The organism is Cohnella silvisoli (assembly GCF_021190915.1).
Taxonomy (GTDB): Bacteria; Bacillota; Bacilli; order Paenibacillales; family Paenibacillaceae; genus Cohnella; species Cohnella silvisoli.
Map to the genome: position 1 here is coordinate 43312 of NZ_JAIOAP010000019.1, position 13604 is coordinate 56915.

Below are 13604 nucleotides of genomic sequence, written 5' to 3' on the forward strand. Positions count from 1 at the left end.
ATCATGCAAGGTCGGCTTCTCTCGTCCATCCTCTTTTATTGATTGCTGGCCAGGTAAGCGTCGACCTGCTTTTGCGCTTCCTGAATGATTTTGTCGACGCCATTCGCTTTTTGTTTGGCGATATAATCCGTAACGGCCTTATCGACGTCCTTCACGCTTCCGAATTCGATCGGTTTGCCGAATTCATCGGACGCTTGATCCCGCTTGGCCACTTCGTTTTTGATGTTGTCTTCGGCGATGAACAGTCCGTCGATCGGATTATTGACGTTCATCGGCTGGCTTGCGAACTCGGCTTCGTGAACCCAGAAATCCTTGGGATACGTCGTAGTCGGACGCATGAATTGCGGCTTCCAGAACGCCCATTGTCCGCCCCACTCCATGTAATTGCTCGTGGTCGTGGACATGCCGTCCGGATATTCGGCGGCATCTCCTTTCAGAACGTAGGTTTTGCCTTCGATTCCGTATTGCAGCAAGTCGTAAAGCTTTTGATCCGTTTCGACCATATCGAGGAAACGCAATACGCGGTCCGGATGCTGGGAATTGCGGTTGATCGCCAGCACGTTCGCCAGCGCGGTCCGGTTGACCTGCTTCTTGTCCGGATACAGCAGCGACGATTCCAGCTTGTAGGAAGAATCCGCGAAGCCGGGATTGGCGTTTACCCATTCATGGGACGTAAGCGTGAAGGCCGTTTTGCCATTGCGCCATAAGGCCGCGCCGTCCTCTTTATCGAACATGGCCGCACGATTGATGAGATTGTCGTTATACCAGACTTTGGCGATATTGGCGGCATCTTTGTAGAAGGGCTGCTGTTCGATCGCCTTGATCGTGACTTTGGGATCGCTCAGATAGAAACCGAGCCCGTGGAAGCTCAAATCCACCCATTCGTCACGAATCTGTAAGATGGGCAAAGCCGTAGAGCGGTTAAACTTCTCGTTCGGATACGCTTTTTTGAAATCGCGCAGCAGCTTTTCGACGTCTTCGACCGTTTTCACCGAGTCCTTGGCATAGGAAAGACTCGCTTTTTCCACCTTGTCTGAACGCCATGTCGCGAATTGCCGGTTGTTCATTTTCATCGTCCACGGAAGTCCGACGATTTTACCGCTCACCGTTGCCGCGCCAAGCGTGCCTTGTTCCTCGTATTTTTGCATCAGATTGGGGGCGTATTTCGGAAGCAAATCGTTGAGCGCCATATAGGAGCCTTTGGCCGCCATCTGCTTGTACGACAGCCAGTCGCCGTCGAAATTCAGGTCCCAGTTATCGCCCGAAGCCGCCATCACCAGCATCTTGTCCTTGAAATCGTTGAACGGAATGAAGTTGATGTCGAACTTCACGTTTAAGCCTTTGCCTTTGACATAGTCGCTGATGGCCGACCATACTTCGTCCGTCGCCGCTTTCTTGTCCCCGCCGAAGTAAAACTTGAGCGTGACTTCCTCTTCTTGTTCCGCGGACGCGGAAGGCGAATCTCCCGCCGGCTGCGTTTCGCTTGCGGACGATGTTGCGGGGGCCTGGCTGCTCGACTGTCCGCTGTTGTTGTTCTTGGAACATGCCGCAAGCATGATGCCCAGAACCAGGACTGCGGCGAGCACCGCGGCAATCCGCGGCTTCTTTCTTTGCATAGGTACCTCTCCCTTTAAAATGTTTTTATACTATACAGCCGAAGCCGTTATAGTCAGCCTTTGACCGCGCCCACCATCAAACCCTGAACGAAATATCGCTGTACGAACGGGTAGAGAAACACGATCGGGCCGATCGTGACCACCGTGAGCGCCATTTTGATCGATTCGGACGGCATTTGCGCCGAAATCTGCTGCATGGCCGCCGCGTTGCTGGAGCTCTTGAGAAACTCCACGTTGGATACAAGCGCCCGCAGAAGAAGCTGAAGCGGTTGAAGCTCCTGCTTGTCTACGAACATCAAGCCCAGGAACCAATCGTTCCAATACCCGAGCGCGACGAACAAACCGACGGTGGCCAGCACCGGTTTGGCAAGCGGGAGGATCAGCCTGTAATAGATCCGAAACTCTCCCGCACCGTCCATCTTGGCCGATTCGTGGATATCCTCGGGAATCGACAGCATGAAATTGCGGATGAGAAACATGTTGAAGGCGTTGGCCAGAGGCGGTAGAATCATGGCCCAAAGCGTGTCTTTCAGATGCAGGTACCGAACGCAAATGATGTACCAGGGAACCAATCCGCCGTTGAACAGCATGGTAATGATGACATAGATGGACAGAATGTTGCGGTATTTGAACGACCGTCTCGCCATGACATAAGCGCCCATGCTCGTCGCAAGCACGGAGAGAACGGTACCGGCGACCGTGACGATGACGCTGATGCCGTAAGCGTCCGTAATTCGGCTTGATCCCAACAGGAGAATGCGGTACGAATCGAAGGTGATATGTTTCGGGATAAGACGGTAACCGAGATCCACGATATCTTTCTCCGTGCTGAGGGAGCCCGAAATCACCATCAGAAAAGGGAACAGGCATGCCAGACTGAACAGGGAAACCAGAACGATGATGACGGATTGACTGATGGAAAATCGTTTGGCCGACAAATTTGCCGCCCTCCTTATCGATTGGGAAATGGGCTAGAAAATGGCCGAATCTTTATCGACCCTGCGGGCTATATAATTGCTGACGATGACCAGAACGAAAGCAACAAGGGACTGGAAAAATCCGGCTGCAGAGGCCATCCCGATATCTCCCGACTTCCTCAAGCTCCGGTAGACCAACGTGTCGATGACGTCCGTCGTCGGGAAGAGCTGGAATGCGTCGCCGACCATGGCGTAAAACATGCCGAAATCCGCATTCATGATTCTTCCGACGGCAAGCAGCGTGAGGATCAGCACCGTCGGCCTCAGCATCGGAAGGCTGATGTACCGGATCTGCTGCCATCGGGATGCACCGTCAATAGCCGCGGCTTCGTAATATGCGTTATCGATGCCGGTCAAAGCGGCCAGGTAAATGATCGTGCCGTATCCGGTTACTTTCCACCTTATGGCGATCGTCAGGATCATTGGCCACAAGCCGGCCGCGCTGTAAAAGTCGAGGCCCGGGAACCCCAACCATTCCAGAAACCGGTTGATCGCGCCATTCTCGTAATTAAGCAGGTTGTAGGTGAAAACGCCCACGACGATCCAGGAAATGAAAAAGGGCAGGAACGTCAGCGATTGCGTTACGCGCTTGAAATATTTGTTTCTCAATTCGTTCAGCATCAAGGCGAATCCGACTTCAAAGACGATGCCGGCGACGATAAACAGGGAGTTGAGCGAAATGGTGTTCCGTATGGCCCGAAAGGCGACGTCGGAAGACAGCAAGTAATCGAAGTTGTTCAGCAAGGGGTGCATCCAGTCGCTTCCGAAAATGCCTTTGTCAAAATCGAAGTTTTTGAAAGCGATAACAAGACCGGCCAGGGGCAAGTAATTAAAAAGAAGAAGAAGGGCCGCGACGGGAAGAAACATAAGCAGCAAGGTTCGGTTGCGGGCGAGTTCACGGAAAACTCCGTTCGGATTCATCGTCATTTACCTTTCGTTAACAGGATGCTTTAAGCTTAATACGGAGGAAGAAAGGTTGCCATGAGGCAATCTTGTTGTTTGCAGTCTGAATTTAGCTTGATGAACGCAAATAAAAACCGCCCCATGCCGGACGGCTGGGACGGCGCTTGCTTATTCGGATTATCCGCACCTCATGCATGCTATCGTTTCAAAAAGGCATCGATTTGCTTTTGTGCTTCAGCCAGAATGGCGTCAAGACCGCTGTTTTTTTGTTTTTGGATATATTCGGCCACCGCCTTCTCCGGATCTTGGACGTTTCCGAGTTCGATCGGCGTCGCCCATTCCGCTATGAGCCGATCCCGCAGTTCTAACTCGCTTCTGATTCGATCTTCGGAAATCATCAATCCGTCCAACGGCGAGTCGACGTTAAAGGTCTCAGCCGCGAAATCCGCTTCTTTGATCCAAAAATCGGGTCCATAAGTCGCGTCGGGACGGATGAATTGCGGTTTCCACAGCGCCCACCGGCCGCCCCATTCCATGTAGTTGCTTGTTGTCGTACTTAAACCTTCAGGGTAATCGACGGCATCGCCGTTCCGAATATAAGTCTTTCCTTCGATACCGTATTGCACCAGATCGTACAGCGCGCGATCCGTCTCCAGCATGTCCAAAAAACGAAGCACGCGCTCCGGATGCTCCGAGTTGCGGCTGATCGCGGCGACGTTGCCCAGCGGGCTCCGGTTGACCGCTTTCTTGTGCGGGTAGAGCAGCGAGCTTTCCTGTTCGAAAGCCGGATCGGAAAATCCCTGGTTCGCATGAACCCATTCGTGCGTCTGCGCCGTAAACAGCATATTGCCGTTTCGCCACAGCGCCGCGCCGTCTTCCTTATCCACCATGATGTCTTTGTTCAGGATGCCGTCCACATACCATTTTCTCGCCATGATTGCCGCTTCCAGGTAAAACGGCTGCTGCTCGACGGCTTGAATCCGGATCTGGGGGTCGTTCAAATAAAATCCCGTTCCATGGAAGCCGAGATCGACCCACTCATCTCGAAGTTTATAGATATCTCGAGGAATGGTCCGTGATAACTTCGCGTCCGGATACGCCTTCTTGAGGGCGTGCAGAAACGCATCGAGATCTTCGATCGTCCGGATCGAGCCGGGCGCCGGATCGATGCCGGCCTTTTTAGTCAAATCCGACCGCCATTGGGCGTAAAGACGCGAATTCATCTTGATCGTCCAGGGAAGACCCGTAATGCCCCCATTCACCGTTGCCGCCGCCAGGCTTCTCTGCTCCCGGTATTTCCGATACAGGTTGGGCGCGTATTCGGGAAGAAGACGGTTCAGCGGCAAATAGGCGCCGTTTGCCGCCATTTGCGTATAACCCAGCCAATCGGCGTCGAAATTCATATCCCATTTGTCCCCGGCCGCCGCCATGACCAGCAGTTTGTTTTGGTATTCGCCCACGGGGACGAATTGAACGTCGAACCGGACGTTAAGTCCCTTTCGCTTGACGTAATCGCTGACCGCCTGCCAGACTTCGTCCGTCGCGGATTTCTTGACTCCCAAGAAATAAAATTTGAGCGTAGCCTCTTCTTCCCTCGGCCCGGCAATTGTGCCCGTCTCGTTTGCCATGTTTCCGACGCTGCAGGAGGAAACGAGCACGAAAACAAACAGCAAGACCAACCCGTAAAAACGTTTGGCCATCCTTGTTCTCAAGATCGACCGCTCCCTCCGTGCGGCATGTCATCCTTCAGGATCGGATGCCGGATCGTGATTTTGGTGCCGAACTCGGCTCCGGTTTCGATTTGAAGCTTGTAGGCGTCTCCGAAGTACAATTTGAGCCGTTCGTTTACGTTTCGGAGCCCGACGCCGCGGCCCGCATCTCCAGGAATGTCGCCGATATCCGCGCCTGTCTCCAATCTAGCCAATACCGCTTTCGGGATGCCCGTCCCGTTGTCGGCAACTTCGATCACGAGATCCGAATCTTCCCGGCGGGCGGACATCAGGATTTTCCCTCGTTCGAAATTGTCGCGTATGCTGTGCTGGATCGCATTCTCGACTATCGGCTGGAGAAGCAGGCGCAAAAACGGAAGCTGCAGCGTGTCCTCGTCGAAGGAATACAGGATTCGAACCGGGCTGCCTAGACGGGCTTGCTCGATATGAACGTAAGCTTTCACTTGCTCGATTTCGTGCCCAAGCGTCGTGATTTCCTTGCCCTGGTTCAAGCTGAGCCGAAGCAAATTGCCGAGCGCGGACACCATTTCGCTGATATCGCTTCGTCCGTGGTTCATGGCTTTCCACCGGATAGACTCCAGCGTGTTGTACAGGAAATGAGGGTTGATTTGATGGCTCAGCACCTGAAATTCCAGCTCTTTTTTCTTTCTCTCCGAACGGGACGCTTCCTCGATCAATTCTTTCGTTTTCAGCAGCAAGCTGCCGAATCCCCGATATAACCATCCGACCTCATCTTCGCGGGCGGACAATAGATACGGAAAAGGAAAATCGCCTGATTCCGACTTGCGCATGAGACGGACCAGCTTGACGATCGGCTGGGTGAAATAAACGGTGAGATATAAAACGACCGCGAAACAGCATATAAGATAAATGACAAGGAAGGCGATGAGCAGCCTGTTGATTTCCCGAATGCTTCCCGTCAATTCCCGGAGCGGCGTCAGGCTGACGATCGTCCAAGGCTCGCTGTCCATTTTTAAATAGGTTGCGAGCTGGGTCGTGCCGTCGAAAGCCATCGTTTGCGAACCTTCCCTGGCCGAGCGCGCAAGCTCAATAAACCCGGTCGAAGGAATGGGACGGCCCGTCCACTGATTATCGGAAGAATCGAAAAGGACGGTTCCCCTCTCGTCCAAGAGCAGCAGCTTCTGCCCTTTCATCCGGTCGGAGGGGTAAAAATAACGCTTCAGTTGGTCCTCGGACAAATCCGTGGCCACGATTCCCCGCGGGATCTGATCGTACAGGCCCGAGAACCTTTTCACGTAAGTGAGCAGCGGCCGGACATAGGTTCCCCGACGGGGCATATTCAAATACCATATCGGGCTGACTGTCGCTTTCGAATTCAGGAACCATGATTCTTTCTCCAGGTTCGAAACCCCTACCATGCTCATGTAAGTCGGGTACGATGCAGGTTTGATTGGAAAGACATTCACTCGAAACGCATCGATCCCGGGCGTTTTCTGATAGAGAAGCGAAAGCAGGTTGACCGCGAACGCTTCTTCCTCGGCAGGATTTTCGGGTCTTTGCTCCAACAGGCTCTGGATCTGTTTATTTCCTATGATATCGTTGATCTGGTTGTTCAGACGGTTGAGATAGATTTCGAAATTTTTCCGGGTCTGCAGCAGGTAGCTCATGGAAATCTTCGTATTTGCGTTCGAAATCCCCTCGATCGATTTGATATGCGCATAATAGGCGAACAGCAAAAAAGGGACGATGATGATCATGAAGAAGATCAGAATCACCCGGTTCCGGAATGACGACGCCAGGCGCAGCGAATGTTTATTCATCCGCGATTCCCATCCGGTTGCGGTATTCCTTGGGGGTGCAGCCGGTTTGTTTCTTGAATAATTTGGTGAAATGGACGGGATCCTTGTAGCCGACGAGCGCCGAAACCTGATAGATCTTGTACTGGACATCGCCCAGCATTTTCTTCGCCTGTTCCATTCGGACTTCCGTCAAATATTCGAGAAACGTTTTCCGTTTTTCTTTTTTGTACAGCTTGCTCAGCCATACCGGCGTCACGTGGACTTCGGCAGCGACGCTCTGCAGGGTCAAACCGTCGATATACCGTTTGTGGATGAATTTATCCGCTTCCTGGATAATTTGGCTCGGCGAAGAGGCCTGCTCCCGGAAATCGCGGGCGATCGCCATGAGAAACCTTTCGATTTGCCGCCGCAGGGAATCTATCGTATCGTATTGTTCCAATTGCTCCCAGACGGCGATCGGATTTTTCTGCCAGATTTTGTCTTGCCATCCTAGCGCTGCCGCTCTTTTGAAAATGTCCAGCAGCCACCCGAATGTTTTTTGTTGGATGTCTTTGATCTGGGTGAGCGACCAGGTCTGAACCAAGTCCATGAACTTGTCCATGGCTTCTTCGATATCCCCGTCCGTGCCATATCTCACCAGGTCGAGCACTTCGTCGGGATTTTGGACGGGGGAATTGCCATGCTCGGCATCCTCCTCCCAGCCTTGGCTAGTGAGGAGGCGATTTCCTCCGTAGACGGCTTTCTGCTCGAGAATGTCGCTCGTCTCCAGAAAACGGGCATGGAGTTGGTTGGCATAACCTGTGGCTGATCCGAGCCCGATGCTGACGTTCACCTTCACGAACTCGTTGATCCGGCGAATGCAAACTTGAGCCAACTCTTTGCAGGATTCCAGCTGCGCGTCGTCCTGGCAGGCCATTACGGCTACCCAGCGATTCCGGGCATCCTGATACAAGGCAGACGGGGACGGATAGTCCTCCTCCATCGTCTGTTTGACAACGTTTCCAATTCCGAAAAGAATCAGTTCTTTCTCGTTGCGGGCGCCCTTCCGGTTCTCGATCGCTTTCAGATCGTCCACCTCGATGACCATCACGGCCATCCGTTCCCGCGTCATCCAATCGAGCTGCAAGGTTTGAAGGCGATGCACGATCCGGGTTTCCCGATAGGGATCATATCCGCTTTCCAGCAATTCCTTCAGCAGTTCCTCGCGGATTTTGGGATATGCGTCCCTTATTTGGCTGTTCAACATTTGCCGGTTTTGGCGTTCCATCCGTTCCCTGTCCAGCTGGGCCATCGCCTGCCGCAAGATGTCTCCCAATTCCGACATGTTGATCGGTTTCAGGATATAATCGACCGCTCCGAGCTTCATCGCCTGCCTGACCATGTCGAAATCGTCATATCCGCTGATGACGATGCTTTTCCATTCGTGCGCGCGTTCTTCGTTCAACGTCTGAAGGAATTCCAATCCCGACATCCGTTTCATCTTGATATCGGTGAGAATCAGTTCCGGCCGCTTCTCTCTGGCGATGGGCAAAGCCGTTTCCCCGTCGTCGGCGACCAAGACTTCCCCGATTCCGTACGTTTCCCATGGAAAGTTCGCTTTCAAGCCTTCCCGGATTTCCAGTTCGTCGTCCACGATCAGAACAAGCACGAAACCCCCGCCCTTCTACAAGATATCGATTATTTCCGAACATACTTGTCTAAAGTTTATCTCTAGGCGACGTTTCGGGCAATAAGGGGATCCGGTCTTTTTAGGGGTCAAACTTGGCTTGATTTCAAAATAAAAAAAAACTTCAGCGTTGTCTGAAGAGTTTTGCTGTAAGTATGGTGCGGTCGAGAGGACTCGAACCTCCACGGCTGTTCAACTTTTATTTGGAATTATGTGTTTGCTCACCGGAGACTGTCGATTAACTCATCCAAACAAATTTTTCTCGCTTCTACGATCAATTCTTGTGGGTCTTCAAGGAAGTCTTGGCTTTCATAAGCCGGGAAAAGTTTTTCTTCCCTTTGGCTAACAGAGCACTTCGATAGTAAATCCTCCAGGCGCTTTAACATAAAAAGTATAACTATGGGCGTGTTGCGGAGGTTTTACATCATAACCATCTTCCTTTAGTTGTTGATTGATCTTGTCCACCTGCTCTTCATTTGCCTGAGGAAACCCGATATGGAAGGTTTTTGGATAATGAACCTCGCTCCCCTTCATTAAAGTAAGTACGAAACCATCATCATCGAACTTAGCCGCAAAACTGTCCTCTCGGCTTCCTACACACACCATATTAAAATAGGTTCCAAAAACTTTCGAGCAGCCGGAACATCTGTCACCGTAAGATTGAGGTGATTGAGTTTCATTCATTATTCCACCCTTACTTCATATGTTATTGATTAAAAAATCGCTCATCCTCATTTGTATGTACTATAAACCCAATGAAATCGCAAAGTCGCTTCATGTGAGCACAAGTGCTCTCCGTCATTATGAATCGTGAATTTTTTTCAGGAAATTGCTGTTTTTATAATAGGCGTAATATCCGATTCAAAATAATTTTTAAATATATATTGATCCGTATATACGGAATAGTGTATATTACATCCATGAATACTACTTTTAGCGCTCTTGCCGAGCCCAATCGATTAAACATTGTCGAACTTCTTTGCGGCGGTCCTTTGCCGGTGGGGGAAATCTCTGACCGCATTGGATTAGGCCAGCCTCAAACCTCCAGGCATCTTCGAATACTAGGAGAAGCGAATCTGGTCGAAGTGCAACCTGTCGCGAATCGCAGGATTTACAAGCTTCGAAGCGAGCCGTTCCAGGATCTCGATTCGTGGTTAATCCCATTCCGTCGTACGTGGGAGGAAAGACTTGATCGCTTTGATGAGTTTCTTCAAAAGCTGCATGGGGAACAAAAGAACAAAGAAGAGGGAAGGAGTTCTAGTAATGACCAACGATAAGGAGGGTAATTGGAACTACCGAAGTAATTAGACAATAATAAAATTGGAGGAACGGAAATGACTGAGAACAAAGTAACGACAGACACGAAAAGTCTGGAAATCATTATTGAACGTGTTTATAACGTACCGCGTGAAATTGTTTGGGAAGGATGGACACGACCGGAATATGTAGCTGCATGGTGGGGGCCGGATCGATTTTCCTTGCCCGTATGCGAAATAGACTTGCAAAAGGGCGGTGTCTATCGTTTCGTTTCCCGAGGTCAAGACGGGTTGGAGTACCCTTTTACTGGGGTCTATCTGGAGGTCACGAAGCCGGAACGGTTAGTCTATACCCAGATTTTCGATATGGAGCCATTCTCTTCGCAAGAAGCGACCGTCACAGTGACATTCGAGAAAACGGAAGATGGGAATACGAAATTCACGAGCAAGATGAAATTTACTACATTAGAGGAATTTGAAACTGCAATTGCTTCCGGAATGGAAGCTGGAGCAATCGAATCTATGGATCGTTTGGCTCGACTTCTGGAGACTCTAATCAAGGAAGCGGAGGAGAACAAATATGTCTGAGCATAGGAACAATGAACATTCGCAAATAAAATACCCTTATCCAGGCCTTAAAGCTCTTGAGAAACTGGTAGGGACATGGAAGGTGACAGGGTCGAACATCGATGGACAAGTTTCCTTCGAATGGATGGAAGGCGGCTATTTTCTCATACAGCATTTTAATCTCTTCCATCATGGGCGCCATATCAAGGGAATGGAAATGATAGGGTACACTATGGAGTTTGGAGCAGAGTCGCCAAGTGAGCATATCAAATCACGTATTTTCGATAATCAGGGAAGCACCTATGAATATACATACGAAGTAAACGACAATTCTCTTACGATTTGGGGTGGAGATATCGGTTCCCCGGCTTACTACCAAGGACTTTGGAGCGACAATGGCAACACCAATTCAGGCAGCTGGATATATCCGGGAGGCGGTTATGACTCTACCATGACACGAATATCCTCGGAGGAGCAATAACCGATGCCCACATCTGTCTTGATCTCAAAACCAGTACCTCCCTATGCAATCCTAGCTGCGAAGATATCCATTTTTTCAGGTGCGCTTTCAGTTGTCCTCTTGTTAAGCCTACATTTGCTTGAGCCTGAATTCGATCCAACGTGGCGATTCATTAGCGAATACGCTCTCGGTAAATTTGGGTGGATGATGCAACTGACTTTCATGCTTCTGGCCGTTTGCCTGATCACTAACGGTGTGGCACTCGCTTCGCAGCTTCGTTCTGTTGTCGGTTATATAGGCCTTGCTGTCTTATTTATCGGTGCGATTGGTCTTTGCATCGCAGCAGCATATATAACTGACCCCATATCCATCTCTCAAGAGGAGGCGACGTTTAGTGGTAAAATGCACGTATTAGGGGCATCTCTCGACTATACACCGGTTGCCGCTCTACTGCTTAGTATTGCTCTTGTTCGCAATGAAGTTTGGAAAATGATTCGGAATCGGTTGTTTATCACCGCAGCAATTACCTTTATCTTAATGATCGCCTTCATACTATTTCTTCCTTATGACGGAAAATTCGGACCAGGTGTATATACGGGTCTGGTCGGACGCTTTCAAATCATTTCCTACCAAGGCTGGCTCTTGACGGTCGGGTTCCATATTCTGAAGTTGCAAAAGACTATCCGTTGAAACGGAGGGCACCTTCGCGGAGGCATCGGCTGGGAGAATGATCCTTACTGTCACATCTCACTTATTGATTCAGAACCATCAATATTGAGCACTCCACATTGGTGGTAGTGTAACCGGTAATGGCGGACTCCCAGCTGAGCTAAGCCCCCACGATAAATCTAATACTGGTATTCAACTTTTTTCGGGTGTGTAATACCCCAAGGTGTGCTCCAACCTGAGCTAAGTCGCCTACTAACATAAACAATACTTTTGAGCAATACTGCCACATCTCATTTATTCACTACGAACAATCAATATTAAGCACTCCACATGTGTTGAGTTGGGAGTAGGAACATGAATCACTCCTTTCTTTTACTGAAGGCTTTTTTTGATTTTGCCTTCCCATCTTGCCTTGTACGCTGACGGAAAGCACAGTGGGATCAGCGTTTATCCGGTGTCCGATTACGCAAAAAGTTAATCGCAATACCGAAGGCTACTTTAACGACTTAGAACAAAAATGGGATCCATTCAACAGTTAGTCAATCTTGCTGTCGTAGAAAATTTTTAAAAATAAACCCTTCAAAATTAATCGAAGAGTTTCGTTTTAGGTATGGTGCGGTCAAGAGGACTCGAACCTCCACGGGGGATTTAGCCCACACGGACCTGAATCTAGGCGTCTGCCAATTCCGCTATGACCGCATATAAAATTGTGACTTGACTCTGTCCCCCGGTCCAGCTAATGTCGACACAAGAGCCGTGCTAATCTTTGAGTACAGCAAGCGCGTAAAACTTTGGCTCAAAATCAAGTGTTTGGTGCGCCGCATGTGAGTTTGACGCGGTGCGTTGAAAAGGAAAACTGAATAACCATGCAGACTTAACGCTCTTTGGTGCATAAGATTCGAGGCGCGCTAAAACCTGAATCAAGCGCGTCACATCACACATTTTCTGTATTTATTAAACGTAAGTTGACGCATTGGCTGATTGCGGTAAAATCTTTGTCCTTATGCAACAAGTGACTTTCCGATTCAATCGTAACGGCAGCGATCAAACAATCATTTGTTTTTCTAATTGTGAAACCTTTATCTCTGCATGTGCGATATATATCTGCCGCATGAATATAGGTGTCTAAGGGGATAGCATGAACAATATTCAACTGCATTAAAGTCAATTTGACATGATCATAATTTTTATTATCCCGAATTCCCTGTAAAACTTCAGTGAGAATAATATCTGTAATCGCAATATTTGCTTCACTAACTATAAGCTTTCGCAATTGTTCTTTCTCGCTGGATTCAACTCCATTAAAGAAATCTATCCAAACGCTTGTATCGACCATTATCATACATGGCCTTCTCTCATTTGTTCTAAATCACCTGTCCATTTTACTTTTCCTTCAAGCGCAAGGAGATCGCTGTAAACTTTCGTTTTAAGTAAATGTTGAATTGCCGATCTCACGGCTTCATCCTCGGATGATACATGAAACCACTCTTTTAGTTGTTTCAAATCCTCTTCATCCAATAACACATTTACTTCTTTCATTTCAAGACCTCCTTCTTACTCGCTTACTACCAGTATACTTGATTTTATCTTATCCAATCAAAACAAAAATTACAGCCCAAGGGCTGGAACGAATTTGTAGGGATGGTGCGGTCAAGAGGACTCGAACCTCCACGTCATTGCTGACACTAGAACCTGAATCTTGAAGTGGCGGTTTGAGCGGTTGCTCTACATATCGGATTCATCGAATGAAATCCCAAACGGAGGATTCGCAATTGTAGCAATGTTAGAAAAAATGTTAGAAAGATTTTATGGCTTTGACCTCATAGTTGCCAGTGACGCAAAGGGGTTCTGCATGTAATAGGAAAAACTATGTGGGGCCGTACAGTACAAAGCTTTTCAAAATGCCATTCTTCTACATTCTAGAAAAACGCACAGTTCGGAACCGTAAATGTGACCAAAAATTTGACCAGACTATACAATAACCAATCTGAGTAATGGAA

Annotated in this window: 12 protein-coding genes, 1 tRNA gene and 1 pseudogene; 4 read left to right on the top strand and 10 right to left on the bottom strand. The window is 49.2% G+C overall.

Features of this window, described 5'->3' with window-relative positions:
- Positions 1-35: 35 nt before the first annotated feature.
- The 7 genes and pseudogenes from K7P76_RS27710 to K7P76_RS27740 all read right to left on the bottom strand — a co-directional run bounded on the left by K7P76_RS27710 (position 36) and on the right by K7P76_RS27740 (position 9332).
- Positions 36-1616, bottom strand: coding sequence for a DUF3502 domain-containing protein (locus K7P76_RS27710; protein ID WP_232189325.1), 1581 nt, complete (start codon positions 1614-1616; stop codon positions 36-38).
- Between the two features lie 53 nt (positions 1617-1669).
- Positions 1670-2554 carry a carbohydrate ABC transporter permease gene (locus K7P76_RS27715; protein WP_232189326.1) on the bottom strand — a complete coding sequence of 295 codons (885 nt, stop codon included), beginning with the start codon at positions 2552-2554 and terminating at the stop codon, positions 1670-1672.
- 33 nt (positions 2555-2587) lie between these two features.
- Entirely contained in the window at positions 2588-3514 is a 927-nt protein-coding gene (locus K7P76_RS27720) for an ABC transporter permease (protein ID WP_232189327.1), read from the bottom strand.
- 179 nt (positions 3515-3693) lie between these two features.
- Complete coding sequence (locus K7P76_RS27725; protein WP_232189328.1) at positions 3694-5208, bottom strand: extracellular solute-binding protein; 1515 nt, start codon at positions 5206-5208, stop codon at positions 3694-3696.
- Entirely contained in the window at positions 5205-7007 is a 1803-nt protein-coding gene (locus K7P76_RS27730) for a cache domain-containing sensor histidine kinase (protein WP_232189329.1), read from the bottom strand. The genes K7P76_RS27725 and K7P76_RS27730 overlap by 4 nt, the downstream gene beginning before the upstream one ends.
- Entirely contained in the window at positions 7000-8634 is a 1635-nt protein-coding gene (locus tag K7P76_RS27735) for a response regulator transcription factor (RefSeq protein ID WP_232189330.1), read from the bottom strand. The genes K7P76_RS27730 and K7P76_RS27735 overlap by 8 nt, the downstream gene beginning before the upstream one ends.
- A 360-nt stretch (positions 8635-8994) precedes the next feature.
- A pseudogene (locus K7P76_RS27740) lies at positions 8995-9332 on the bottom strand (VOC family protein).
- A gap of 240 nt (positions 9333-9572) precedes the next feature.
- Here K7P76_RS27740 and K7P76_RS27745 point away from each other — a divergent pair.
- Genes K7P76_RS27745 through K7P76_RS27760 form a run of 4 tightly spaced genes read left to right on the top strand, consistent with a single transcriptional unit; the run spans position 9573 to position 11625 of the window.
- The gene (locus K7P76_RS27745; protein WP_232189331.1) at positions 9573-9929 is read left to right on the top strand and encodes an ArsR/SmtB family transcription factor; all 357 of its coding nucleotides are present in this window, start codon (positions 9573-9575) and stop codon (positions 9927-9929) included.
- A gap of 57 nt (positions 9930-9986) precedes the next feature.
- Positions 9987-10496: an SRPBCC domain-containing protein gene (locus K7P76_RS27750; protein WP_232189332.1), complete on the top strand. Its 510-nt coding sequence runs from the start codon at positions 9987-9989 to the stop codon at positions 10494-10496.
- Entirely contained in the window at positions 10489-10956 is a 468-nt protein-coding gene (locus tag K7P76_RS27755) for a hypothetical protein (RefSeq protein ID WP_232189333.1), read from the top strand. The genes K7P76_RS27750 and K7P76_RS27755 overlap by 8 nt, the downstream gene beginning before the upstream one ends.
- 3 nt (positions 10957-10959) lie before the next feature.
- Entirely contained in the window at positions 10960-11625 is a 666-nt protein-coding gene (locus tag K7P76_RS27760; RefSeq protein ID WP_232189334.1) for a DUF998 domain-containing protein, read from the top strand.
- A 590-nt stretch (positions 11626-12215) separates the two neighbouring features.
- Here K7P76_RS27760 and K7P76_RS27765 read toward each other — a convergent pair.
- The 3 genes from K7P76_RS27765 to K7P76_RS27775 form a co-directional block, all read right to left on the bottom strand.
- Positions 12216-12303: transfer RNA gene (locus K7P76_RS27765), tRNA-OTHER, on the bottom strand.
- A 235-nt stretch (positions 12304-12538) separates the two neighbouring features.
- Positions 12539-12946, bottom strand: a complete 408-nt coding sequence (gene vapC / locus K7P76_RS27770) for a type II toxin-antitoxin system VapC family toxin (protein ID WP_232189335.1) — start codon at positions 12944-12946, stop codon at positions 12539-12541.
- The gene (locus tag K7P76_RS27775) at positions 12943-13143 is read right to left on the bottom strand and encodes a hypothetical protein (protein ID WP_232189336.1); all 201 of its coding nucleotides are present in this window, start codon (positions 13141-13143) and stop codon (positions 12943-12945) included. Before K7P76_RS27775 ends, vapC begins: the two co-directional genes overlap by 4 nt.
- Positions 13144-13604: the final 461 nt, after the last annotated feature.